The following is a 24,506-nucleotide window of genomic DNA, read 5'->3' on the forward strand; positions in this document are numbered from 1 at the left end:
TCGTCCGCGAACGTTCATGGTCGATCGCATTAGGCTACGAAACCGGCGGCCACAGCGAGGAGTCCGAACGAATGCCACGCACCACGGCGAAAGCATTGGACAGCCGGCAACGCTTCATCGACGTAGCCCTCGGCCTGTTCACCCGCCACAGCTTCGCCGGCACCTCTCTACAAATGATCGCTGCCGAACTGGGCGTCACGAAATCAGCCGTGCACCACCACTTCCGCTCCCGCGAGGACCTGCTTCTCGCTGTGATCGAGCCACTTGCCGGACAACTACGGGCCGCCGTCGAGGCAGCCGAGGCGATACGCGGACACCACGCCCGCGCCGAACGTCTCCTCATCGGCTTCGTGGACATCGTCGTCCACCACAAGTCCCTGATGAGCCTGCTCTCCGGCGACCCGGGAGTCATCGAGATGCTGCGCGCCCACCCCGAACTCAGCGCACTGAGTCAGCGGCAGATGGCGCTGTTTGCGGGAGTCGAGGCCGGGCCGGCCGGCGAAGTCAAAGCAAGCGTCGTCACCCGCGGGCTCGCCGGCGCAGCGGCCAACCCCGCACTCGGGCTCGACGACAGAGAACTGCATGCACACCTGTGCGCGGTAGGCCGGCTCACTCTCGGCCTACCGAAACCACGGCCCACAACAGCCGAGAATCCCCTCTAGCCTGAACTCAACGCTGCGGGAAAGGCCGAGTGCCGTCAGCGCCTGCCTCATCCGGCCCGGCGGCTTCCACCGGGCCGGATGTCTCTCGTCGTCCTTCGTCTGGAGAGAGGGGGGAACGCCGAGGCCGGCGGGCGGGCCGGCCCCGGCGTCAAGCGGCCCGGATCAGAACTTGCCGGCGGCGACGTCCGCGACGGTCACCCGGGCGACCGTGTAGTTGATCGTCTTGCCGCCGTCGACGACGTACTTGATCGGCAGACCGGTCTCAGCGTCGACGGTCAGGGTCTGCGTGGGGCCACCGGTGGCGAGTTCACCGGCGGCGAGGGTCAGCACCGGCTTGCCCCCGAGGGTGGTCTTCTCGACCGTGACCTCGGGCATCTGACCTACCAGGCGCAGCACTCCGGCCCGGACCGCCGGGCTGCCGGCCCGAAGTCCCAGCGCGTCCATCGAGCTGTTCCAGACCCAGTTGTCGGTGATGTTGACGTTGCGCTTCTCTTCTCCCGTGTTCGACGGCTTGACGCCGGGTGCGAGGACGGGCGGCGTCTCCTTGGCGTCGGCGGGAAGGTGCGCCAAGGGCCATCTGCCGGCGAACCTTGTCCAGGTCGCCCTTGGCGGCATATTCCGCGGCGGCGACCACCTTCTCGCGGCCCCCGGCTGCTGTTTCCCTTCCTTGACCTGTGCCGGGAGGGCGCCGCGGGTGTTGGCGAAGTAATCGTGCTCCGCGCCGCTCGCCGTCCGGGCCGGTCCGTGCTTCATAACGGTCGTCACACAGGAGAAGACACCCGTGCGGCGGTGCTCGTTGTCATCGAAACCGATGAGTTTTGCGGGACGGTGTCAGAACCGTCCGACCGGCACTGCGGCCGGGGCAGGGGTGTCGACCAACTGGGCGAGCAGGCGGAGACGCTCGCTGTCAGGGCTGCCCTCCTCGGCGGTGTAGGCGACGATCATCGGGGCGGGGGCCGCTCCGGGCAGCCGGTACGCGTCCCAATCGAGGTGGAGTTCGCCGACGAGCGGGTGCACGACACGCATCCGGCCGCGGGTGGTCTCCTCGATGTCGTGGCGGGCCCAGAGGGTGCGGAACTCGGTGCTGTGGACCGCGAGTTCACCGACCAGTTCGAGTGCTCGCGGGTGGCCGGGATCGGCGGCGACCGCGGTGCGCAGCATGGCGGTCAGTTCGCCGACGGTGGCCGCCCGGTCGGGGCAGGTCAGGTCAGCGCCGGGCTGCAGCAGCAGCCACAGCATGTTACGGGCCGACGGCGGCAGCGGGCTCAGGTCGCCGAGCAGGGCGCCGGCCAGTGGGTTCCAGGCGAGCACGTCGAGGTGCCGGCCCACCACCACCGCCGGGGCGGTCATCGTCCGCAGCAGCCGCAGGGTGGTCGGCAGCACCGTTTCCGGAGTGCGGCGCCGGGGGCGGGGAACCGGCTTGCGGGCGGCGGTGGCGAGCGTGTGCAGGTGCCGGGTCTCCTCGGCCGAGAAGTTCAAAGCACGGGCGAGGGCGTCGAGGACCTGCTCGGACGGCCGGACGTCACGGCCCTGCTCCATCCGCTGGTAGTAATCGGCGCTGACTCCGGCGAGCAGGGCCAGTTCCTCGCGGCGCAGCCCGGACACCCGGCGGCGTGGTCCCGGCTCCAGCCCGACGTCCTCCGGGCGCACCCGGGTCCGCCTGGCTTTCAGGAATTCCGCCAGCTCGCGGCGGGGGTCGTCGTCCACGCCGCCCAGTATGCGCGAAAGCGCCGGTCCGAGGGTGGGTCCCGTTGTCCCAGGAAAAACCGGCCGACCATGTTCGCGGCTCGGGGCGGCAGGCTCGGTGTGGCAGACGTTCACGACCGAGAGGACCAACACCATGAAGGCCGCCCAGATCCTTTCGTACGGCACCCCGGACGTCCTGACCCTCACCGAAGTGCAGCGTCCCGAACCGGGGCCGGGCGAGGTTCTGGTCGCTGTCGCGGCGTCCAGTGTCAACGGACATGACTCGCTGGTCCGCTCGGGAGCCATGAAGATCGTCTCGGGTCGCCGGTTCCCGCTCGGAACGGGCCTGGACTTCGCCGGTGTCGTCGCCGGGATCGGCCCCGGCACCACCGGTGCCGTCGACGGCCAGCTGGTGTGGGGCACCGTGCATCCGCGGGGGAAGCACCAGATCGCGGGCGCCGCCGAGTACGTCGTCGTCCCCGCCGACCGTGTCGCCCCCGTACCCGCGGGGTTGTCGGCGGTGCAGGCCGCGGCCCTGGTGGTTCCCGGGATCACCGCCTTGGCCGCGCTCTGTGGCGCCACCGGTCTGGCCGCGGGCGAGAGTGTCCTGGTCCGTGGGGCGGCAGGCGGCGTCGGGGTGGCCGCCGTCCAGCTCGCGCATGCCTTCGGCGGCCGGGTGACCGCGCTGGCCCGGTCCCGGCACGCCGACGCGCTGACCAGCCTGGGCGCGGAACGGGTCCTCGACTACACGGAGGTCACCGCGGACCGGATCGGCACGTTCGACGTCATCGTGGACACCGTCGGCACGGAACTCGCCAGCTACCGCCGACGGCTGACCCCGGGTGGGCGGATGGTGACGGTGGGTCTGTCCGGCCCGGCGATCGCCGCGATCGCCGCGTCCACCGTCTTCGGGTCCCGCCGCATCCGCACGTTCAGCGCCGATCCCCGCACCGCGCAGCTCACCGAGCTGGCCGAGCAGGTCACCGCGGGCCGGATCCAGCCGGTGATCGACGGCGTGTACCCGCTCGCCGACATCGCCGCGGCACACCGATCCTTCGACAAGGGCGGCGCCTGGGGCCGGCAGGTGGTGCGGGTCTGATCGCTGATCAGCCGGGCCGCAGGCCGCTGATCAGGGCGGTGAGCCCGAACTCGAAGTAGGCGGTGAAGCCGGGACCGGTCAGTGCCGCGCCGGCGGCCGCCAGCGCCGGGTAGGACTCCGGATCGAGAGCGGCCGACAACCGGTCGACGTCGGCCGGGTCTCCGGCGGCGGCTTGTTCCTCCAGGGTGTGCCCGACGGTGAAGTGCACGACCGCGAACATCGCCCGAGCGGCGTCGTCCGGGGTGAATCCCGCGCTGATCAGCGACGCGACGACGGTTTCGGCGAAACCCAGGGTGTTCGGCCCGACCGAGCGGGTGCCCGCGTAGACCCGGGCGCCGTCGCGATGGGCCAGCAGAGCGGCGCGCAGCCGGTGGGCGTGGACCGTGACCACCTGCCGCCAGTCGTCGCTGTCCGCGATGGCGTCGGCGCCGAAGCCGAGCATCCTTTCGGCCATCGCGGTGAGCAGGTCCTGCTTGGTGGCGAAGTACCGGTACAGGGCTCCGGCCTGCGCGTTCATGGCTTCGGCGAGGCGGCGCATGGTCAGCGCGTCGAGGCCGTTCTCGTCGAGCAGGCGCAGCGCCTCGTCGACGGTGCGGCCACGGTCGAGTCTCGGCGGCCGGCCTCGGCGTTCGGGGGTTGTCACGGTACCCATGGTCAGCACTATAGTGAACGGCGTTCACGTGAACACTGTTCATTAATTAGTACCGGGAGGAACACCGCATGGACGCCGATGTGATCGTGGTGGGAGCCGGCCCCACCGGGCTGATGCTCGCCGGGGAACTGGCGCTGGCCGGAGTCCGCGTGCGAGTCCTGGAACGACGGGACTCACCACAGCGCGACTCGCGAGCGCTCACGCTGCATCCGCGCAGCGTCGAAGTGCTGGATCAGCGCGGACTCGCCGGCGCGTTCCTGGCCGTGGGCAAGCCGGTGCCCGGCTGGCACTTCGCCGGCCTCGAGACCCGGCTCGACTTCGCCGCCCTGGACAGCTCACACGGCTACACGCTGTTTCTCGCGCAAGCCCAGACCGAGCGACTGCTGGCCGGCTGGGTGCACTCCCTCGGCGTTCCGGTCTCCCGGGGTACCACCGTCTCCGGACTCGCCCAGGACGACGACGGCGTGGAGGTCACGGCGGACGGCACGAGGCTGCGGGCCCGCTATGTCGTCGGCTGCGACGGTGGCCGCAGTATCGTCCGGGAGGCCGCCGGGATCGAATTCCCCGGCACTGCGGAGACCCTCACGGGGATGCTCGGCGACTTCGCCGTCATCGACGGCACCATCCTGCACCGCGCAGCGCCGGGTGGCGTACTGGCGGTCCCCCTCGGCGACGGGATCACCCGATTCGTCACCGTCGACGCGCAGCGGATGCGGGAGCCGTCGTCGACGCCGGTGACGCTCGAGGAGCTCCGGTCCGCCCTCGTACGATCCTGTGGAACGGATTTCGGGGTGGCCGAGCCCCGATGGCTGTCCCGTTTCGGCAACGCCACCCGGCTGGCCGCCCGCTACCGGTCCGGTCGTGTCCTGCTGGCCGGCGACGCCGCGCACATCCACTTTCCCGCGGCCGGTCAGGGGCTCAACACCGGGCTGCAGGACGCGGCGAACCTCGGCTGGAAACTGGCCGCCCAGGTGCACGGCTGGGCTCCGGACGGCCTGCTCGACAGCTATCACGACGAGCGGCATCCGGTCGGCGCCGCCGTCACCGCCAACACCGAGGTCCAGACGCTGCTGCTGGAACTCACGCAGGTCGCCCGGTACGAGCGGCCGGCTGCCGCACTCCGGGCACTGATCAACGACCTGCTCGGCATCGAAGCCGCCAACCGGCGGATCGCGGGCGCGGTGTCCGGACTGGACACCCGGTACGGCGTGTCGCCCGAACCACTCGTCGGCGCCCGCATGCCGGACATCCCGCTCACCACGCACACCAGCGTCGCCGAGTCCCTGCGCGGTGGCACGTTCGTGCTGCTCGGCCTGACCGGCGACGGCCCGGCTGAGAACGAGGTCGCGGGCTGGGCCGGACGCGTCACCGTGGCCATGGCCTCCGATGACGCACACCCCGCGCTGGCCGGCATCACCGAGATCCTCATCCGCCCGGACGGCCACGTCGCCTGGATCAGCCGCAACGGCCAGCCGGGCGGCGATCGACCCGGCGCGCTGACCGCGTGGGCGGGCAAGGCCGCGACGAGCATCGGGGTGTGACCCGCGGCTTCAGGCGTCCTGGACGGTGTGGAAGCCGAGGTGGCGGTTCAGGCCGAAGGTCAGGCGGGCCACGGCGGCTCGGGGCATCAGGCGTGCGGCCAGGGTCTGCGCGCGGTTGAACGGGCGGCCGGGGTAGGAGTTGAGGCGGCCTCGGGCGAAGTCGTTCAAGGTCTTCGCGGCGACCCGCTCCGGTGAGTCGGTGGCGCGGGGGTCCATCACGGCGGTGGTGCCGTCGAAGAAGCCGGTCTCGGTGGCGCCGGGATGCGCGACCATCACGCGGACGCCGGTGCCGCGCATCTCCTGGGCGAACGCCTCGGTGAAGGACAGCACGAACGCCTTCGTGGCGGCGTACCCGGCCTGGTAGGGCAACGGCTGGAAGGCCGCGGTGGAGGCGACGTTGATGATGCCACCGGAACCACGGGCGACCATCTGCGCGCCGAGCTGGTAGGTCAGCGCCATCAGCCCGTGGATGTTGAGGTCGACGGCGCGGCGTTGCGGCTCGTACGGCCGGTCCAGGAACGGCCCGACCGAGCCCGCGCCGGCGTTGTTGACGAGCAGGTCGACGGTGAGCCCTCGGGCGGCCAGTTCGCGCGCCACCCGGTCCGGGCCGTCGGTGCTGCTCAGGTCGGCGGCCAGCGGTTCGGCGGACACCCCGTACGCTGCCCGGATCTCGTCGGCGACCCGGGCGAGCGCGTCCGGCGAGCGGGCCACCAGGATCAGGTTCGCGCCGCGCCGGGCCAGTTCGTGGGCGTACGCCCGGCCGATCCCTTTGGACGCCCCGGTGACCATCGCCGTGATGCCGCGATACTCCATACCGATTCCCTTCAAGTCTCGAACTAACTTGAAGCGAACCGTAACACAAACTTCAAGACTTGAAGCATCGGTACGATGGGACCATGGACCTGCTCGCCGTGGTCGCCGCCGCACACGAGATCACGATGATGGCCAACTCCCGGATGACTCCCCTGCTGGCCGAGCATCGACTCACCGACGCCACCGCGCACGCGCTCTGGGCCATCGACCCGGCCGAGCCGCCACCGTCGATGAAGACGGTGGCGGACCGGCTGTTCTGCAACGCGTCCAACCTGACGTTCATCACGAACCAGCTGGTGGACCGTGGTCTCGTCACTCGCGGCACCGACCCGGCGGACCGTCGCTCCCGAGTGCTGGTGCTGACCGAGCGGGGCCGCGCGGTCCGCGCCGAGCTGATCCGGAGGATGCTGACGGTGACTCCGTTCGCCGCCCTGGGACCCGAGGAGCTGACGCAGCTCAACAGCCTGCTGAGCCGGACCCGGGAGACGTACCTCCGGGCGTAGTGGATCTTCGGAGCCGGTGGGGTGGTCATGCCGGTGCCGAGGTAGTAGTCAACCGCGTGGGACTGCAGGTAGCCCTTGAGCATCCATGCCGTTGCGGTAGGCCGGGTTCTGCGCGAGCGTGTAGAGCCGGGTGCCGGTGGACTGGTCGGTGGTGAGGATGACCAACTCGTCGTGGACCTTGCTGCTCAGCACCACCTCCTCGCGCCAGTCACCGGACAGGTCGCCGATCAGTGCCGGATTGCGGCCGTGCGGTGTCCGCTGATCCGGGCCACACTGGATTCGGCGACCCGTAGCGGCGCGAAATGCGGTACGGGTGGGACCGGATCGTCGATTAGGGTCGGGGCATGACGTCAGCTCTTGCCGCCAGTGCCTTCGACTCGCTGCTCCTCGACGCCGTGCCGGACCAGGAGTCGCTGCGCCTGGCCTACGAACTGCCCGGTGAGAACGCCGTGCGGAAACAGATGACCGAGCTCACCGAGCAGACCCGGCAGTTGATCGCCTGTTCGTCGCTGGTCATGGTCGCCAGCGTGGACGCCGACGGCAACTGTGACGTCTCACCACGCGGCGGTCCCACCGGGTTCGTCGCCGTGCTGGACTCCCGGACGGTGGCGATTCCGGACGCGACCGGCAACAAGCGCCTGGACACCCTGCAGAACATCGTCGCCACCGGCCGGGCCGGGCTGCTGTTCATCATTCCCGGGCGCACCACGACACTGCGGTTGAACGGCCGGGCCTGCGTCTCCACCCGCCCCGACCTGTTGTCCCAGCTGACTGCCGTGGGCAAGCCGCCGGCCAGTGCACTGGTGGTGGGCATCGAGGAGGTCTACCCGCACTGCCCCAAGTCGCTGCTGCGCAGTGGGGCCTGGAAGCCGGAGCAGTGGCTGCCGGCCGACGCCCAGCCGACGTCGGCCGAGGTGACCCTGGCGCAGTTGCGGATTCCGGACCTGACGATCGCCGACATCGAGCAGAACGAGGCGGACGCGCTGAAGTACCGGTACGAGTGACCGCCGGCCAGGCCGCCCCGGGCCGGGATCCGGAACCGCGGCGCTGCATAAGTGGCGACTTTTAAGGGCACAGACCCGCGGTGGAACAAATTCGCACCTCGCCGCAGCCACCACACGCCGAGCAGCTTCGGGTCTGGACCCTGACCAGTGCCGGCGAATTGCGACAGTTGCGGGCATCACTTCATCAGGAACTGACCAGCTACCCGCATCTCGCCGCCGATGATCGTGAGGACATCCTCGACCGGATCACCCTGGTCGCGACCGAACTGGCCACCAACGCCATCCGGCACGGTATCCCGCCCACCGAGGTCCGGCTGCTGCGCAACGACGAGCACCTGGTCCTCGACGTCGCCGACCGTGATCTGAGCAGCATCCCGGAACTCGCCGGCACCCGTCCCCTGCACGCCGGTGGGCGCGGGCTGATGCTCGCCCGCTCGTTCTCCCTCGACGTCGGCTGGTACGCCACCCATGACACCAAACACATCTGGGCGACGTTCCCGATCCAGCCGTGACTCAGCGGGTGAGCAGTCCGCGGATCTCCTCGACCACCAGTTCGGGGGCCTCCTCGGCCATGAAGTGGCCACAGTGGACCGGGACGTGCCGCAGGTCCGGCGCCCACGCCCGCCACAGCGCGGCGGCGTCGAAGCCGAGTTGCGAACCCCAGTCCTGCTGCATCACCGTGACCGGCATCGTCAGGGTCCGCCCGGCTTCCCGGTCGGCCCGGTCGTGTTCGACGTCGACACCGGCCGACGCCCGGTAGTCGGCGACGATCGACGGGATCGCCTCCCGGCAGGCTTTCAGGTAGGCGGCGCGGATCTCGGCCGGGATCGCCTCCGGGTCGTTGGTCCAGAGGTCGAGGAAGTAGCCGAAGAACTCGTCCGGGGCTCCGGCGATCATCTTCTCCGGCAGGCCGGGCGGCTGGGCCATCAGGTAGAGGTGGAACCCGACCGCGGCGCTGACCCCGTGCATGACGTCCCACATGTCCAGCGTCGGCAGCACGTCCAGCGAGGCCAAGTGGGTGACGCTGGCCGGGTGGTCGAGACCGGTGCGGACGGCCACCAGGGCGCCACGGTCGTGACCGGCCAGGGCGAACCGGTCGTGGCCCAGCTTCCGGGCGAGAGTCACGATGTCGGTGCCCATGGTGCGCTTGGCGTAGGTGTCCGGGCCGTTCTCGGCCGGTTTGTCGCTGGCGCCGTACCCGCGCAGGTCAGGGCAGATCACGGTGTGGTCGGCGGCCAGGTCGGCGGCGACGTGCCGCCACATCAGGTGGGTCTGCGGGAAACCGTGCAGGAGCACGATCGGGCTGCCGGAGCCGGCTACCGCCGTGTTCAGTTCCACGCCGTCGGCGACGATTACTCGGGTGTACTCGAAGTTCATGGGATCAACTGTCACGGCCGTGGATGAGCAGCGAATGAGCAACCGGATCCGGTTCGCCGTCCTCGGGCCGGTGACCGCGCAGGATCAGCGGGGCCGGCCGGTGGCGCTGAAAGGGCCGAAACACCGGGCGGTGCTGGGCCGGCTGCTGGTGGCGCGCGGCCGGGTCGTGCCGGTGACCGCGCTCGTCGACGACCTGTGGGTGTCACCGCCGGACGGGGCGGTCGCCGCCGTCCGGACCTTCGTCGCGGCGCTGCGCCGGGCGATCGAGCCGGACCGCCCGGCCCGGGCCCCGGCCACGGTGTTGGTGACCGCCGGGGCGGGATATGCGATCCGGGCCGATTCTGATCAGGTGGACGCGTGGCGGTTCGAAAAATCCTTGACCCGCGCGGGTACGGCGGAGCCCGGCCCTGCTCTGGCGCTGCTCGACGAGGCGCTGGCGTGGTGGCGGGGTCCCGCGTACGCCGATTTCCCCGACGTCGCGTGGCCGCGCGCCGACCGGGCCCGGCTGGCCGAACTGCGCCTGCAGGCGGTCGAGCACCGGGCCGGGGCACTGCTGGGGCTGGGCCGGCCGGCCGAGGCGGTGCCGGATCTGGACGCGCACGTCACCGCGTATCCGTGGCGGGAGGAGGGCTGGCGGCTGCTGGCGCTGGCCCTCTACCGCTCCGGGCGGCAGGGTGATGCCCTGTCGGTGCTGCGCCGGGCCCGTGACCTGCTCGACAGCCGGCTCGGGGTGGAGCCCGGCCCGGCTCTGCGCACGCTGGAGACCGACATCCTGCGACAGGAACCGCACCTGACCAAGAGTCCCGCCGAGGGGGTGTGGACCAGGGCCGCCGCGGCGTACGACCGGGTGTTGTCCACCGGTTCGCGGGCCCGGCTGGAGTCCGCGGTCGGGCTGTTGCGCAACTTGGCGGTCACCGGGCCGGACGGGCTGGAGGTGGCGCGGGAACAGCGCAGCGCGGCGGTGGCGGCTGCCGAGGAGCTCGGTGATCCGGATCTGACCGCGCGCGTGATCGGCGCGTACGACGTGCCGGCGATCTGGCCCCGCTCCGACGATCCCGGGCAGGCCGCGGCGATCGTCGCCGCCGCGGAACGGACACTCGCCGCCCTGCCGGCCGCCGGTCACCGGCCGGCACGGGCCCGGCTGCTGGCCACGATCGCCCTCGAATCGCGGGGCACCCACGACACCCGGCCGCGCGACTGTGCCCGGCAGGCCGAGGCGATCGCCCGGGAACTGGACGATCCGGCGCTGCTCGCGTTCGCCTTGAACGCCGCGTTCATGCAGAGCTGCCACCACACCGGCGGCGCGGCCCACCGGGACGCGATCGGCGCCGAACTGGTGACCATGGCGAACACGCACGGCCTGGCCACTGTGGAGGTGCTGGGCCACCTGATCCGGATGCAGTCGGCCTGCGCGACGGCCACGTTCGACGTCGCCGACCGGCACGCGCGGGCCGCCGACGACCTCGCGGACCGGCACGAGCTGGGCCTGGTCGGCGTGTTCACCCAGTGGTATCGCGCGTTGCGGGCCGACGTGGCATCGAACGTTCCGGCGGCCGAGGCGGAGGCGGGTTATCGCGCCGCGTCGGCCCGGCTGGATCAGGCCGGCATGCCGGGCATGCGAGAGGGCCTGCTGCCGTTGGCGCTGCTCGGCCTGCGTCTGCGCCGCGATCCGCTGGCCGTCCCGCTCGCAATTCCGCTCGCCGATCCGCTCGCAATTCCGCTGGCCGATCCGCTCGCCGCGGACGCCGGGTGGGGCCCTTACGAACCGTGGGTGCGCCCGTTGCTCGCTCCCGGCCGCGCCGTGCTGGCCGAGGTGCCGGACCCGCCCGCCGACCTGCTCGCGGAGGCGTTGTGGTGCCTGTTCGCACAGGCGGCTGTCGCCGCTGGAGACACCACCGCGATGGTACGGGCCCGGACCGCGCTCGCCCCCGCGGCCGGGGAGTGGGCCGGCGCCGCCAGCGGCCTGCTCACCGTGGGCCCGGTCGCCGGCTACTTGTCGGCGCTGTCCTCCCTTGGAAAACCGCATGATGTGGTTGCTCTCCGCGCCCGCTACCAGACCTGAGTCTCCCCTTCACCGGGACGGTGAGCCGAGCGGGGCGGCGCGAGCGGCGACGGTGCCGGCGAGAGTCGTCTCCTCCTGTTCGGTAGTGGCCGCCACATTCCTGAGTGCGGACACCGCATCCCCCATCACGGTCGACTCAGATCACAGTGGAACCGCGACCCGGGCGATCACCGTTGTTCTTGCGGCTGCAAGTGTCTCCCAGCGCGGCGGCGGTGCACGGCCAGGGAGGCGAGCAGCAGTAGGCCCGGGGTGATGACGGACAGCGGGAGCAGCATCCAGGTGATCGTGGTCGCGCCGAGCAGGGCGCCGGCCAGCAGCGCGCTGCCGATCGGGTCGGCGGCCGTGCGGCGCAGCGCGGCGCGGATGGCCGTCACTGAGCCGGGCGGGTCCGCCGGGGTCCACGAGCCGGCCAGGCGCAGCACCGCGACCGTACCGACGGCGGCGATGATCAGGCAGGCGGTGAAGGCCGCGGGTCCGGCCTGACGGCCGAAGGTCAGGTTCCAGGTCAACAGCGCGGTGAGTACGGGTAGGGCCACGCTCGCCGCGGGCAGCCGCCGCAACGCCTCGCGGAAGTCGGCCGCCACCGTCTGGGGGCCGCCGCCCTCGCCGTCGATGTGGCGGCGCAGGTGGGCGGCCCCGGCGAGCGCGGCGGGCAGGGCGGTGACCAGGCCCAGTGACGCCGCGGTGACCGCGACGCCGGTGATCAGGACCTCACCGAACAGGGCGAACCGCGCGTTCATCCTTTGAGGCCCTGGGTGGCGACGCCTTCGATCAGGTAGCGCTGGAAGACGAAGAACATCAACATCACCGGCACCAGCGCCAGTACGGCCATCGCGATCTGTGCCCCGTAATCGGACGTGGTGGTCTGGTCGATGTACAGGCGCAGAGCCAGCGGCAGCGTGTACATGTCCGGTTTCTTCAAGTACAGCAGTGGCCCGAGGAAGTCGTTCCAGCTCCAGATGAACGCGAAGATCGACGACGTGGCGATCGCCGGGCGCAGCAGCGGCAGGATGATCGACCAGAAGATCCGGGTGTGGCCGGCGCCGTCGACCTGGGCGGCCTCGTCGAGTTCGCGGGGCATGCTGCGGATGAACTGGACCATCAGGAAGACGAAGAACGCGTCGGTGGCCAGCAGTTTGCCGATCAGCAGCGGGACCAGGGTGTTCACCAGCTGGGCTTTCTGGAACACGATGTACTGCGGGATCAGCATCACGTGCGCGGGCACGAGCATGGTGCCGATCATCAGGGCGAACCACAGGTCCCGGCCGGGGAAACGGATCCTGGCCAGCGCGTACGCGCTGATCGCACTGGAAACGACGATCGTGACCACCGACAACACGGCCAGCACCAGGGAGTTGCCGAAGAACTGCCAGAAGCTGATGCCGGCGATCCCGGACAGGGCCGTGCGGAAGTTGTCCAGTGTCGGGGAGGCGGTGAACGGGTTGGCGCTGCCGACGATCTGGCTCTTCTGTTTGAAGGAGGACGCGATGGTCCAGACTCCGGGGTAGAGGACCACCACCAGGACGGCCAGGGCGCCCAGGTGGAAGCCGATGCTGCCGGCCCGGTTCGTCTTCACGACTGATCACCTCCGTAGTGGACCCACGACTTCGACGTGCGGAACATGATCAGGGTCAGGACCGCCACGACTATGGCCAGCAGCCAGGCCATCGCCGACGCGTACCCCATCCGTAGATCGGCGAAGCCGCGCATGTAGAGGTAGAGCGTGTAGAACAGGGTCGAGCCCGCCGGGGAGCCGTTGCCGCCGGAGATGACGTAGGCCGAGTTGAAGATCTGGAAGGCGTGGATCGTCTCCAGGATCAGGTTGAAGAACAGCACCGGGGAGATCATCGGCAGGGTGATGCTCCAGAACCGGCGGGTGCGGCTCGCGCCGTCGACCAGTGCGGCTTCGTGGATCTCGGCGGGCACCTGTTTGAGGCCGGCCAGGAAGATGACCATCGGGGCGCCGAACTGCCAGACCGACAGCAGTACGAGCATCGGCATCGACAGCGACGGGTTGCCGACCCAGCCGCCGGAGTTCCAGCCGAAGAACTGCCCGATCTGATCCACGGCGCCCTCGGTGCCGAACAGGGCTTTCCAGACGATCGCGATGGAGACGCTGGCGCCGATCAGTGACGGGGCGTAGAAGGCCGAGCGGTAGAAGCCCTGGCCTCGGCGCGCACCGTTGAGCAGCACCGCGACGGCGAGGGCGGCGGCCAGTTTCAGCGGGGTGGCCAGCACGACGTAGCCGAGGGTGACGATCACCGAGTGCCGGAACCGTTCGTCGGCGAACAGTTTCGTGTAGTTCTCGGTGCCGATCCATTCGGGGTCGCTGAACAGGTCGTACGAGGTGAACGACAGGTACAGCGAGGCGATCATCGGCCCGGCGGTGAGCAGGACGAAGCCGAGCAGCCAGGGCGACAGGAAGGTGTAGCCGGCGACGGTCTCCCGCCGCCGGCGTTCCCGGACCGGCACGGTCACTGTTCCAGCGCGTCGGCGGCGTTGGCGAACCAGCGTTTTGCGGCGTCGGCCGGGGTGACCTTGCCGTAGCTGATCTCTTCGGAGATGGTGAGGAAGTCGGTCTCGATGGTGCCGAAACCCTCCGGCAGGGCGCCCTGCGAGGTCCCGACCGAGGACTTCACGCTCGCCTCGTAGGCCAGCACGTTCGCGTCGATACCGGTGGCCTGGATCGCGTCACGTTGCGCCTGGACCACGGGCACGCCCTTGGACGTACCGAAGATCTTGCCGACTTCGGGATTGTTGATCAGGAAGTCGATCAGCTTGACCGACTGCTTCGGGAACTTCGAGTTCTGGGCCACCGCCAGCAGCATCGAGGCCTTGTAGAACAGGCCGCTGGTGCCACTGTCGGTGGGCAGGGTGAGCTGCTTGAACTCGCCCTTGCCACCGGCGTCGCCGAGGTATCCGGCGATCTGGTTGTCCCAGGAGAACTCGGAGGCGGTCCGGCTCTTGGCGAACGGTGAGACGGGCTTGAGCTCGGTCACGACCTTGGCCGGGAGCAACTCGGTGGGCCGCATCGGGGCCGTCGACGACCACCAGGCGGTGAGGTCGGCCTCGGTGAAGTTGATCTTGTTGCCGTTGAACGGGTCCTTGCCCGACTGCCGGACGAAGTGCAGGAAGGTCCAGAAGACGCTGGTGTAGTCCCAGGAGCCGTAGACCTTCTCCGGCCGGGCGGCGCCCTTGGCGGAGACGTCCTTGATGAACTGCTGGTACTGCGCCCAGGTCAGCGGCGCCTTGGGTTCGGCCACGCCCAGTTCGGCGAGCAGGGTGGCGTTGTAGTTCAGGGTGAACGCGTTGGTGCCGGTGGGGATGGCGAAGGTGCCGTCCTCGTACTTGCCGGCCGGCAGGATGTTCGGGTCGATGCCGCTGACGTTCAGGCCGGAGCCGAGGTTGTCGTCGAGTTTGAGCAGCTGGCGGGTCCGGGAGTACTTGGCGAGGTAGGCCAGGTCCATCTGGAGCACGTCGGGGAGGCTGGAGCTGGCGGCCTCGGTGGATCGCTGCTGCCAGTAGACGTCCCACGCGGCGAACGAGGTCTGCACCTTGATCGTGGTGTTCTGCTGCTGGAACAGGTCGATGGCCTGCTTGTACTTGCCGGCCCGGTCGTCGTTGCCCCAGAAGGCGAAGTTCAGCGTCGCCGCACCGGTGCCGTCGACATCGTCTCCCCCGCCGCAGGCGGTCAGGGCCGGAGCGGCCGCACCGAGCGCACCGAGCATGAGCAGTTGACGCCTGTTCACCATCTCGAACTCCCCACAGTCATAGGCAAGCGCTTTCCCGAGGGGTTGTATCGTTACATGTAGTGGCGTGGGACACAATCATGATCAGCAATCTATGGGTAACGAGTCCGCAATGCCTGTCGACTATCCAACGACTACCGGCACCCCGGCACTGTATCGATACAAGACGATCAAGCAACGGTGAAAGCCGGCAGCCTCGCGGCCAGTTCGGCGGCCGGCATCGGCCGGGCGTAGAGGAAGCCCTGCCCCAGGTGGTAACCGAGCCCGGCCAGCCGGTCCGCCTGCTCCTGGGTCTCGATGCCCTCGGCGACCGCCTCGATCCCGAGGGAGTGCGCGAGCTGGATCACCGCCTGCGGAATCGCGTCCGGGCCGGTCACGAACGACCGGTCCAGCTTGATCTGGTCGACCGGGCAGGTGGCGAGCGTGCTGAGCGTGGCCGAGCCGGTGCCGAAGTCGTCCAGCGACAACCGGACACCGATCTCCCGCAGCATCGTCAGGTTCCGCCCGGTGGCACCACCACCGATCGCGGTGCTCTCGGTGATCTCGGCACAGAGCCGGGCCGCCGCAAGCCCTTCGGCCCGCAGCGCCGTGGCCACCACCTCGGCGAACCCGTCCTCGCGCAGTTGGGCCGCCGACACGTTCACCGCGACGGTGCCGGGCGCGGCGTCCCCGAACTCGGTGATCCACTGCGCCGACTGGCGGACCGCCTCGCGCAGCACCCAGGCACCGAGCGGGACGATCAGACCGGACTCCTCGGCGAGCGGGATGAACTCCCCCGGGCCGAGCAGGCCACGCTCCGGATGCCGCCAGCGCACCAGCGCCTCGACCCCGGCCAGCCGCCCGCCCGGCAACGACACCACCGGCTGGTAGTGCAGCACGAGCTCACCGGCGGCGATCGCCGCGCGCAGCGGACCGGCCGGGTCGTCCCGCCCCTGGATCCGCATGCCGTCGCTGTAGCGGACGTGACCGCCCTCGCCTCGCAACTTCGCCGCGTACATGGCGATATCGGCGTTGTGCAGCAGCTCGTCCACGTCGCCGCTGGCGTCGGCCACCCCGAAACTCGCCCGCACCGAGATCAACTGCTCCTGCACCGGCACCGGGATCAGCAGGGCCTCGGTGATCCGGACCAGGACCCGGTCCACCGGATCACCGACCAGCCCGTCGAACAGGATCGCGAACTCGTCGCCGCCGAGCCGCGCCACCGTGTCGGTCGACCGTACGCTCGCGGTCATCCGTTCCGCCACCGCGATCAGCAACGCGTCCCCGGCGGCGTGACCCAGGGTGTCGTTGACGCCCTTGAAGCCGTCCAGATCCATCAGCACGATGCTGAACGGCCCGCCACCGGCCACCGCCGCCTCCATCCGCCTGGTGAAGAGCACCCGGTTGGCGATCCCGGTCAGCGCGTCATGGGTCACCTCGTGACTCAGCCGCTCCTGCACCAGCGTCGTCTCGGTGACGTCCCGGCTGTTGGTCAGGACACCGCCCACGCTCGGCTCGTGCAGCAGATTCGTGGTGGCGATCTCCATCCAGCGCCACTCGCCGGCACTGTTGCGCACCCGCATCCGGCAGGTCGCCGAAGCGCCGGGACCACCGCTCAGCGTCTTCTCCCAGCACTCCCGCAACCCGGCCGTGTCGTCCGGATGTGCCCAGTCCGGGACCAGCGTGCCGATCGCCGCGGACGGGGGGAGACCGAGCACCCGGCCGATCGCCGGGCTGCAATACGTCACCTGGCCGTCGGTGTCGGAGATCGAGATGACGTCGGACGAGTTCTGCACCAGCAGCCGGAACCGCGCCTCCAGCACCTCGTTCTCCCGGGACGCGACGAGCTGACGGGCCACCACCAGCACGGTCAGGAACACCGCGCCCACGGTCACCACCATCAGACCGCTGTCACCGCTGTGCACGTGGGCGAGCAACAGAAGATCAACGGCGACGACTGCGGCGTACGGCAGGACCCGGCGCCAGATTCCACCCGGCTCAGCGGCGCCGGCGTTCCGGTCGTCGACGAGCTGGAAACGCCCGGCGAGCACCAGTCCCAGATTGGCGATCACCGGCGCTACCATCAGCGGTCCACTACCGGGAACACCGGCGCCCCAGCCCAGCAGCATCGCCATCGGCGGCACCATGCCACCCGTACACGCCGCTACCGCGGTGGCGGCCAGAGCCCGTGGTGGCAGCAGCGAGCCGCGGCTGAGAGCGAGACGGGCCACCAGGAAGACCCCCACCCCGCTGGTGACCAGCAACGCCATTGGTTCCGGGGGGATACTCGCGCGCTCCTTCAGGAAGTCGTCGAGGACCGCGTGCCCGAGCAGGATCATGCTCGCGGCGGTGAGCGTGGTGATGTCCAGCCAGAGCGCGACCTTCTGAGCCCGGGTGTCGGTATGTGTCGACAGGCGCAACAACGCCCAGGCGAACGCGACCGCGCCGAGGACCCGGCTCACGGTTCCGACCCCGGTGACCAATGACCCCGTCGTGTACGGGGAGATCAGGTCACACCCGATCGCGAGTGTCATGGCACTCATCGCGAACAGGGTGCGCTCCCAGAACCTGCGGGACTGCCCGCCGAACTCCGGGTGCCGCGTCATCCGGAAGCAGACGTAGATGGTCAGCGCCGTCGAGATCGCGATCAACAACCGGGTGACCTGGACGAATCCGGGCGGCTGAACCGTCACGAGGGCGACGGCCACCGCCGTCGTCAGCGCCAGAACCCGCACCGTCCGGCTACCCCACAGAGCCTCGATCACACCTTGCCATTCGTCCGGCGCCCGGAGTAATTGAACGGAACCGGGCCGGGCCTGAGCGTATTCACCTGGCATCTCTGCGTTGATCAACCTAAAGTTGACCGTATGCCGGTGCCGGGTTCCGCCTCACACACCGCCACCACCGTGGCGGCGATCCGGGCTGTCCACTGCGCAGTGCCCGATCGCGGCCCGCCGGTGGAGAAGTAATCGACAGTTCCACCGCCAGGGCGAAGCAGACAGCTTCGGCCCTTTTTTGTTACCCGCGTTTTCCTCAGAAAGGACCACCTTCGTGACCCCCTCCCCCGATCTCGCCGTCGCCGTGGATCTCGGCAGCAACACCGCCGGAGTCTGGGCCGCCCGTCAGGGTGTCGTGAGCGGCCCCACCGGTGCCGCCGTACACCGTGGCCGCGTCACCGACGTCGACGACTGCGCCACCGTGCTGACCCACCTCGTCGAGCGCTACCCGACCCCGATCCCGGACGCCGACCTGCTCGTCGCCTGCCGTCCGGTCCTCAGCACCGAAGCCGACGAGGCGCTGATGCGCCGCGCCCTCGACACCGCCCTGACGCCCCGCCGGATCGTCTTCATCGACAGCGTGCGCGCCGCCGCGATCGGTGCCGGCGCGACCGCCGGAGCACTGCTGATCGCCGACATCGGCGCCCAGGTCACCGAGGTCGCGCTCCTCGACCACGGCCGGGTGGTGGCGGCCCGGCGCACCGGCATCGGCACCCGCGACCTCACCGACGGCGCGACCATCGACCTGATCACCGACGTGGTCGCCGGTCACCTCGACGAGCTGCGGGAGACCTGCCCCGACGAGAACCTGACCGAAGCCGTCGAACGCGGGTTACTGCTCGTCGGCGACGGCGCCTCCCACCCCGGCCTGTCCGAGGCCCTGGCCGACGCCGTGCGGCTGCGGGTCCATCGCGCCGCGTCACCGCACACCGCGGCCCTGAACGGAGCCCGCATGGCCGCCGCGTCCGCCCTGCGCCACCCCAGCCGGGCGATCCGGACCAGATGACCTACGCCTGGCCGGACGCCAACTGGACGACGGTGATGTCCGACGGAGCACCGACCCGGACCGGTGGGCCCCAGGCTCCGGCGCCACGGCTCACATACAGCTGGGTGTCGCCGTACCTCTCCAGACCGGCCAGAGTCGGGTTCGCCGCCGCGGCGACGATCGTTCCCGGCCACATCTGACCGCCGTGCGTGTGCCCGGACAGCTGCAGGTCGACACCGTGCCGAACCGCGTCGTGAATGACGATCGGCTGGTGTGCCAGCAGGACCGAGGCACGCGCCGGATCACGGTCCCCGAGAGCCGCCCCGAAATCCGGGCCCTCGCCGGTGTCCGCACCTGCCACATCGTTGACACCGGCCAGATCAAAACCGGGCATCGCGGTACGAGCGTTCTCCAGCGGCTGCCAACCCAGCTCGCGCACCTTCCGCACCCATTCGTCGGCGCCGGAGAAATACTCGTGGTTGCCGGTCACGAAGAAGGTGCCGTGCCGCGACCGCAGCCCACGCAACGGCTCGACCGATCCGGACAGGTCCTCGACACTGCCGTCGACCAGGTCTCCGACGACGGCGATCAGGTCGGGCTGGGTGGCGTTGATGGTGTCGGTGACCCGTTGCGCGAAACCACGGCCCAGCACGGCACTGATGTGCACGTCACTGACCACCGCGATGCGGAAACCGTGCGCACTGCGAGGCAGTTTCGCCAGCGGCACGATGACCCGTTTGACGGACGGGCCGTCGAGCACGTCCCAGGTCCCGTGTCCCACGGTGCCGAGGGCCGCCGCCGCTGCCGCGCCACCGACGACCCGCGACACGAACCGGCGCCGTGACAGCAGAGCCGGCGTGCCGAAAGCTCTCCCCGGGGCGCCGTCCGGGATCGTACGAACGCCGTCTCCCGTTTCGGCGGAGCCGCCGCCCACGTCGCCGCCGACCGCAATGCCGTCACCCGCATCGCCGCCGGCCACGTCGCCGCCGCTCGCAACGCCGTCGCCCGCACGGGAATCGAACCCGGAGACGGAGCCGCCGACACCGGCCATCGCCGGTTCGGGGGCGGCCGCCCGGTCGCGGCGCCCCAGCCACCGGGTGAGCAGCGGCCGGACGGCTTCCCCGACCAGCACGCCGATCAGCAGGTAGATGAAGACGGCCAGCCACAGATAGCCGGGCCAGCCGAGCGCGCTCTTCATCACGAGTGGGACCGGCAGCGCCTCGGCGGACATCGCCCCCACCGCGAGGATCGGCGCCGCGACGAAGAAGACCGTCCCGGCCCGCCGCCACCGCGAGCCCGGCACGGTGCTCGCGGCGACCAGGCGCCGCCAGAGGTACCAGTGGAGGGCAGCGAAGATCGCCACCACGGCGACCACCGCCAGCACGGCAAATACGATCATGGGTAGCCGACGTCCTTAACTCAAGCCTCGAACGACGCCCGTTCGACGCCTCGATCGAGGCGGAACCTACCAGCGCCTTTCTGTCGAGAACCTGAGAGCCGGTCACCGTCACTTTGCTCACACCCACCAGGCGGGATCGGTCATCCGCATTCAGGTCTCCGCCCCACCGCGAGGGAACGCCTGGCCAGGACAGTCCTCTCTCGACCCGGCGCCCGGCCCTCGAACGCCGACGATCGGCTTGAATGTTAGGTTTGCCTAACCTAATCGGGACGGACTGAAACGAGTGATGCCGATGATTACCCTCCGCCGTGTCGTACCGCTGGTGGTAGGGCCGCTCCTGGTTCTCGGGACGGCCGTCCCGGCGTCGGCCGCCGGCGCCCCGGGCTCGGTGATCAGTGCGACGCCGCTGCCGGGCAAGGAGGCGCCCGGCAGCACCGCGACGACGATCACCTACTGGACCGAGAACTCGCTCGACCAGCCGCGCCGGGCGCTCGCCACCATCTACGTGCCCACCGGGACGGCACCGGCCGGCGGCTGGCCGATCCTGGCCAACGCGCACGTCACCGCCGGTCTCGGCGACGCCTGCGCCTACACCGACGACTACGGGACGGCCGCGGCGGACGTCAACGTCGTCACCCCGTGGATCCAGGCCGGGTTCGCCTTCGTCGCCACCGAGTACATCGGCATCGGCACCGAGGGCTCGCACGCCTATCTGGACGCCACCGCCGAAGCCAACGCGGTGATCGACTCGGTGCGCGCGGCCCGCGCGGTGGCACCCACCCTGTCCAGTAGTTACGTCGTGAACGGCATCTCCCAGGGCGGCCACGCCACCCTCGCCACCGCGGCCGCGGCCAAGGAACGGGCGCCGGAGTTGCGGCTCGCCGCCGCCATGGCCGACGCCCCGGCCACCAAGGTCGAGGGCTACATCCCACTCGCGGGGCCGTACATCCCGCCGCTGCCCGCGCCGGACTACACCACCTACGTCTCCTACATCCTCGCCGGACTGGAGACCGCCCGGCCGGACTTCGACCTGGACGCCTACCTGACGCCGGCCGGCCGCGCGGTCGTCGACGACGCGCACGAACTCTGCTACTTCGACATGAACACCCGCACCCAGGGCGTGTCGATCGGGCAGATGCTGACCAAGCCGCTGAACACCGGGCCGTTCCCGGCGGTACTGCGTGAGGTCACCACGCTGCCGGTGTCCGGGTACGACGCGCCGGTGCTGGTGAACCAGGGCCGGTTCGATGTGGTGGCCTTCCCGTTCCTGACCGATCTGCAGGTCACCGAAATGCTGGTGCACGGGGCGAAGGTCACGTACCGCCAATACGCGACCGGTCACAACGTGTGGGCGCAGGCACTGCCGAACAACATCGCCTTCGCCCGCAAGCACCTGGCCGGCTAGCTCAGGCTTCCGGGGGCGCGGCCGGTTTGGTGTGGAGGATCTCGCGGGCCTGGTCGGCGGCTCGGCCGATGGATTCCGAGACGAAGTCCACGAAGCGGGCGATGTTCTCCAAACGGGCCGCCGCCGGGGTGCCGGAACCCAGGACGGCTACGCCCTGGCGGGCGATGTCGCCGAGGTGGGCGGTGGCTCGGGCGCTGGCCATCGTGGACTGGTACATCACGTCGTCGTCGACCACGTAGCGTTCGCGGCGGCGGTCGTCTCTTTCGCGGCGGACCAGGCCCTGGGATTCCAGGAACGCGATCGCTTTGGACACCGACGCCGGGCTGACCCGCAGGCGGGTGGAGAGTTCGGCGGCGGTGAGGCTGCCGGTGTCGGCGGTGTAGAGGCCGGCCAGGATCCGGGCCGTCATCTTGGGCAGGCCCGACTGGATGAAGACGGTGGCGAAAGTGTCCTCGTACTCCCGGACCGCCTCGGCGTCCCGCCCCTGCACCGGTGGCGGGCCGGCCGGGCCGGGGGTGGTCTTGCGGCGCTGGCGGGCGCGGCGCTCGGTGGCGTGGTGGGCCAGCTCGGCGCGGTAGGCGGTGGGGCCGCCGTTGCGCATGACCTCCCGGGTGACGGTCGAGGTCGGCCGGTCCAGGCGCCGGGCGATCTCCGCGTAGGCGAGACCGTCGGCCAGGCCCGCGGTGATCTGCTGGCGCTCCTGCTGGGTGAGTCTGCCTCCCGGCACTGCCGCCTCCTTCATGATCCGCAACTTTCCTCCACTGTAGCGTTCACACTCACTCCATTGCAACGCCACGTTGCATTGAGAACAGAGCCGTTGCAATGATTGCAGGGCCTCTAGCTGCTTGTACGCGCACCGAAAGCAATGTTGTCGTTGTTGAATTTTTGAAGGCAACGTAGCGTTTCCGGTATGAGAAACGAGAGCGGGCAGCACTTCCAGAAGGCAGTGGACGAGTTCGTCGCGGCGGGGTTCGCCGGGCTGCAGATGCGGGTGAACAATGAGCACGGCGAGTGGGCCGGCACTGCCGGGGTCCGCGAACTGGGCGACGGCACTCCGCCGTCGATCGACGGTCATTTCTGGGCGGGCAGCGTCGCCAAGACGTTCACCGCCTCGCTGGTCCTGCTGCTGGTGGCCGACGGGCGGCTCGATCTGGACGCACCGGTCGCCGAGCACCTGACCGATCTCGGTCTGGACGAGCGGATCACCACGCGGATGCTGCTGCGGCACACCAGTGGGCTGTTCAACTACACCGGCGAGTACTACCCGGACGGCACCTTCGCCCCCGGGATCCCGGCGGTCGGTAAAGAGTGGGTGGACACCCGGCTGGACACCTACCGCGCCGCCGACCTGGTCGCGCTGGCACTGTCCAAGCCGGCCCGGTTCGAGCCCGGCACCGACTGGAGCTATGCGAACACCAACTACACCGTGGCCACGCTGCTGGTCGAGCGGATCACCGGTGACTCGTTCGGCGGCCAGATGCAGCAGCGGATCCTCGGACCGCTCGGGCTGCGCGACACGATCCTGGCCGGTGCGGTGACGGACCTGCCCGAGCCGTACGCCCACGGCTACTGCCGCTACCAGGACGGTGCCGAGTGGAAGGTGCAGGACGTCTCGCGCCAGAACCTGTCCATGCTTCCCGGGGCCGGTGCCGCCATCACCACCACCCGTGACCTGCACCTCTTCTTCGCGGCGCTGAACAGCGGCAAGATCCTGCCGGCACCGCTGCTGGACGAGATGCGGGAGCCGCACGGCCCGATCGACTACGGCCTCGGCATCTTCGTCCAGGACCTCGGCGACGCCGGCATCGTCTACCACCACAACGGTGGCGCCCCGGGCGGTTACGGGGCACTGATGTACAGCAGCCCCGACGGCAGTAGGACCCTCACCGCCGGGATCACCATGGGCGATGCCGAAGCCGACCCTGCCGAAATCTTCCCGCAGGCACTCGACACCCTGGTCAGGGCCGTCTTCAGCGGATCTTAGACCTGCGCGCCTCAGACCTGCGCAGTGATCCAGTCCTTCAGGTTGTCGACGCGGGCGCTGCTCTCCTTGGCGGTGTGCGGGCAGGACGGCCCGTTACTGACGATGGAGACCAGCTCCGGGTCGCTCCACTGCGTCTCGACGAAGAACGGGCCGCCGGAGTCGTGCGGACAGGGCGTGGTGTCGGGGGACGGGCTGGCGCCCCGGACCCCGATGATGTTCGACGCGACGGTGAGGACCGTCAGTTGCCCGGTTCGCAGTCGGGTCTCCTGCACCGGGTTCGTGCTGGTGACCGAGCCGTAGCCGGTGAGCCGGAGCGTGTCGCCGACCGCCGGCGGGGCGTCCGCGATCGCGATCGGCTCGATGCCCTCGACCGGGGACGCCAGCTTGGCGAGCGCCACGTCGGCGGTGGTCGACTGCCGGACCTCGATCACCTCCAGGGCGACGCCCTCGCCGGTGCCGTTGACGTCGGCCTTACCGATGGTGGCCACGGTCGAATCGGCGACCGGCCGTTGCACCCGGACCCCGTTGGCGTCCCGGAAGCAGTGCCCGGCGGTGATCACCCACTGCTCGGCGATCAGGGCGCCGGAGCAGCCGCTGTTTCGTTTGCCACCGGCGGCGGTGGGGATGCCGGTCATCACCAGGCGGGCGTTGAACCGGTACTCGCCCTCGGCCACCGGCTCGCCGTTGGCGATGGCGTTCGCGGTGCCGGTGCCGGCGACGGCGAAGAAGGTCGCCGTCGCTGCGACGAGTACACCGGTCACCACTGATGTAACTGTACGTAACCGCACTGACGTCATCCTTCCAAAGGGGACCGTGACCCTACTCCCCC

The 24,506-nt window shown here is 70.1% G+C and carries 24 protein-coding genes; 10 read left to right on the forward strand and 14 right to left on the reverse strand.

Going from position 1 to position 24,506, the window contains the following annotated elements; all coding sequences use genetic code 11:
- The first annotated feature begins 71 nt into the window (after positions 1-71).
- Entirely contained in the window at positions 72-662 is a 591-nt protein-coding gene (locus BLU81_RS21735; protein WP_092546350.1) for a TetR/AcrR family transcriptional regulator, read from the forward strand.
- Between the two features lie 162 nt (positions 663-824).
- On the opposite strand, the gene BLU81_RS21740 is transcribed toward BLU81_RS21735, so the two are convergent.
- Together BLU81_RS21740 and BLU81_RS21745 are read right to left on the reverse strand one after the other, a co-directional pair.
- Entirely contained in the window at positions 825-1,232 is a 408-nt protein-coding gene (locus tag BLU81_RS21740; RefSeq protein WP_092546351.1) for a hypothetical protein, read from the reverse strand.
- Between the two features lie 261 nt (positions 1,233-1,493).
- A complete protein-coding gene (locus BLU81_RS21745) occupies positions 1,494-2,369 on the reverse strand; it encodes a helix-turn-helix transcriptional regulator (protein ID WP_172890596.1) in 876 nt (291 codons plus the stop codon).
- A gap of 133 nt (positions 2,370-2,502) precedes the next feature.
- Between BLU81_RS21745 and BLU81_RS21750 the strand changes: the two genes are divergently transcribed.
- On the forward strand, positions 2,503-3,447 hold the full coding sequence (locus tag BLU81_RS21750) for a quinone oxidoreductase family protein (protein WP_092546353.1): 945 nt from the start codon (positions 2,503-2,505) through the stop codon (positions 3,445-3,447).
- Between the two features lie 7 nt (positions 3,448-3,454).
- Here BLU81_RS21750 and BLU81_RS21755 read toward each other — a convergent pair whose 3' ends face one another.
- Entirely contained in the window at positions 3,455-4,099 is a 645-nt protein-coding gene (locus BLU81_RS21755) for a TetR/AcrR family transcriptional regulator C-terminal domain-containing protein (protein WP_092557445.1), read from the reverse strand.
- A gap of 68 nt (positions 4,100-4,167) precedes the next feature.
- Here BLU81_RS21755 and BLU81_RS21760 point away from each other — a divergent pair, with 68 nt between their 5' ends.
- Positions 4,168-5,640, forward strand: a complete 1,473-nt coding sequence (locus tag BLU81_RS21760) for an FAD-dependent monooxygenase (protein ID WP_092546354.1) — start codon at positions 4,168-4,170, stop codon at positions 5,638-5,640.
- A gap of 9 nt (positions 5,641-5,649) precedes the next feature.
- Here BLU81_RS21760 and BLU81_RS21765 read toward each other — a convergent pair whose 3' ends face one another.
- Complete coding sequence (locus tag BLU81_RS21765; protein ID WP_092546355.1) at positions 5,650-6,453, reverse strand: SDR family NAD(P)-dependent oxidoreductase; 804 nt, start codon at positions 6,451-6,453, stop codon at positions 5,650-5,652.
- A gap of 83 nt (positions 6,454-6,536) precedes the next feature.
- Here BLU81_RS21765 and BLU81_RS21770 point away from each other — a divergent pair, with 83 nt between their 5' ends.
- A complete protein-coding gene (locus BLU81_RS21770) occupies positions 6,537-6,956 on the forward strand; it encodes a MarR family winged helix-turn-helix transcriptional regulator (RefSeq protein ID WP_092546356.1) in 420 nt (139 codons plus the stop codon).
- A 48-nt stretch (positions 6,957-7,004) separates the two neighbouring features.
- On the opposite strand, the gene BLU81_RS51805 is transcribed toward BLU81_RS21770, so the two are convergent.
- Complete coding sequence (locus tag BLU81_RS51805; RefSeq protein ID WP_331717487.1) at positions 7,005-7,310, reverse strand: rhamnogalacturonan lyase family protein; 306 nt, start codon at positions 7,308-7,310, stop codon at positions 7,005-7,007.
- On the opposite strand from BLU81_RS51805, the gene BLU81_RS21775 reads away from it, so the two are divergent.
- Both BLU81_RS21775 and BLU81_RS21780 read left to right on the forward strand, forming a co-directional pair.
- Complete coding sequence (locus BLU81_RS21775; RefSeq protein ID WP_092546357.1) at positions 7,301-7,960, forward strand: MSMEG_1061 family FMN-dependent PPOX-type flavoprotein; 660 nt, start codon at positions 7,301-7,303, stop codon at positions 7,958-7,960. The genes BLU81_RS51805 and BLU81_RS21775 overlap by 10 nt on opposite strands.
- Before the next feature lie 80 nt (positions 7,961-8,040).
- Entirely contained in the window at positions 8,041-8,472 is a 432-nt protein-coding gene (locus tag BLU81_RS21780; protein WP_092546358.1) for an ATP-binding protein, read from the forward strand.
- A 1-nt stretch (position 8,473) separates the two neighbouring features.
- On the opposite strand, the gene BLU81_RS21785 is transcribed toward BLU81_RS21780, so the two are convergent.
- Positions 8,474-9,337, reverse strand: coding sequence for an alpha/beta fold hydrolase (locus BLU81_RS21785; protein WP_092546359.1), 864 nt, complete (start codon positions 9,335-9,337; stop codon positions 8,474-8,476).
- A 34-nt stretch (positions 9,338-9,371) separates the two neighbouring features.
- Here BLU81_RS21785 and BLU81_RS21790 point away from each other — a divergent pair, with 34 nt between their 5' ends.
- Positions 9,372-11,399 (forward strand): AfsR/SARP family transcriptional regulator, encoded by a 2,028-nt coding sequence (locus tag BLU81_RS21790; protein ID WP_092546360.1) that lies wholly within the window; start codon positions 9,372-9,374, stop codon positions 11,397-11,399.
- A 167-nt stretch (positions 11,400-11,566) separates the two neighbouring features.
- Here the strand turns inward: BLU81_RS21790 and BLU81_RS21795 are convergent, their stop codons facing one another.
- The 5 genes from BLU81_RS21795 to BLU81_RS21815 all read right to left on the reverse strand — a co-directional run bounded on the left by BLU81_RS21795 (position 11,567) and on the right by BLU81_RS21815 (position 17,892).
- Positions 11,567-12,139 (reverse strand): hypothetical protein, encoded by a 573-nt coding sequence (locus BLU81_RS21795; protein ID WP_092546361.1) that lies wholly within the window; start codon positions 12,137-12,139, stop codon positions 11,567-11,569.
- Complete coding sequence (locus BLU81_RS21800; RefSeq protein ID WP_092546362.1) at positions 12,136-12,975, reverse strand: carbohydrate ABC transporter permease; 840 nt, start codon at positions 12,973-12,975, stop codon at positions 12,136-12,138. Before BLU81_RS21800 ends, BLU81_RS21795 begins: the two co-directional genes overlap by 4 nt.
- Positions 12,972-13,877: a carbohydrate ABC transporter permease gene (locus tag BLU81_RS21805; RefSeq protein WP_231954693.1), complete on the reverse strand. Its 906-nt coding sequence runs from the start codon at positions 13,875-13,877 to the stop codon at positions 12,972-12,974. Before BLU81_RS21805 ends, BLU81_RS21800 begins: the two co-directional genes overlap by 4 nt.
- Positions 13,874-15,151 (reverse strand): ABC transporter substrate-binding protein, encoded by a 1,278-nt coding sequence (locus tag BLU81_RS21810; RefSeq protein WP_092546363.1) that lies wholly within the window; start codon positions 15,149-15,151, stop codon positions 13,874-13,876. The genes BLU81_RS21805 and BLU81_RS21810 overlap by 4 nt, the downstream gene beginning before the upstream one ends.
- 167 nt (positions 15,152-15,318) lie before the next feature.
- A complete protein-coding gene (locus BLU81_RS21815) occupies positions 15,319-17,892 on the reverse strand; it encodes a putative bifunctional diguanylate cyclase/phosphodiesterase (protein ID WP_172890597.1) in 2,574 nt (857 codons plus the stop codon).
- A gap of 286 nt (positions 17,893-18,178) precedes the next feature.
- Between BLU81_RS21815 and BLU81_RS21820 the strand changes: the two genes are divergently transcribed.
- Positions 18,179-18,910: a rod shape-determining protein gene (locus BLU81_RS21820; RefSeq protein ID WP_157751722.1), complete on the forward strand. Its 732-nt coding sequence runs from the start codon at positions 18,179-18,181 to the stop codon at positions 18,908-18,910.
- Position 18,911: 1 nt separating this feature from the next.
- Here BLU81_RS21820 and BLU81_RS21825 read toward each other — a convergent pair whose 3' ends face one another.
- Entirely contained in the window at positions 18,912-20,288 is a 1,377-nt protein-coding gene (locus BLU81_RS21825) for a metallophosphoesterase (RefSeq protein ID WP_092546366.1), read from the reverse strand.
- 292 nt (positions 20,289-20,580) lie between these two features.
- Here BLU81_RS21825 and BLU81_RS21830 point away from each other — a divergent pair, with 292 nt between their 5' ends.
- Positions 20,581-21,693: a lipase family protein gene (locus BLU81_RS21830; protein ID WP_157751723.1), complete on the forward strand. Its 1,113-nt coding sequence runs from the start codon at positions 20,581-20,583 to the stop codon at positions 21,691-21,693.
- A gap of 1 nt (position 21,694) precedes the next feature.
- Here BLU81_RS21830 and BLU81_RS21835 read toward each other — a convergent pair whose 3' ends face one another.
- Positions 21,695-22,420 carry a GbsR/MarR family transcriptional regulator gene (locus tag BLU81_RS21835; RefSeq protein WP_092557449.1) on the reverse strand — a complete coding sequence of 242 codons (726 nt, stop codon included), beginning with the start codon at positions 22,418-22,420 and terminating at the stop codon, positions 21,695-21,697.
- Between the two features lie 183 nt (positions 22,421-22,603).
- Between BLU81_RS21835 and BLU81_RS21840 the strand changes: the two genes are divergently transcribed.
- Positions 22,604-23,677, forward strand: coding sequence for a serine hydrolase domain-containing protein (locus BLU81_RS21840; RefSeq protein ID WP_092546368.1), 1,074 nt, complete (start codon positions 22,604-22,606; stop codon positions 23,675-23,677).
- An 11-nt stretch (positions 23,678-23,688) separates the two neighbouring features.
- Here BLU81_RS21840 and BLU81_RS21845 read toward each other — a convergent pair whose 3' ends face one another.
- Positions 23,689-24,438, reverse strand: coding sequence for a S1 family peptidase (locus tag BLU81_RS21845; protein WP_231954694.1), 750 nt, complete (start codon positions 24,436-24,438; stop codon positions 23,689-23,691).
- Between the last annotated feature and the right edge of the window lie 68 nt (positions 24,439-24,506).

Source organism: Actinoplanes derwentensis (assembly GCF_900104725.1).
GTDB lineage: Bacteria > Actinomycetota > Actinomycetes > Mycobacteriales > Micromonosporaceae > Actinoplanes > Actinoplanes derwentensis.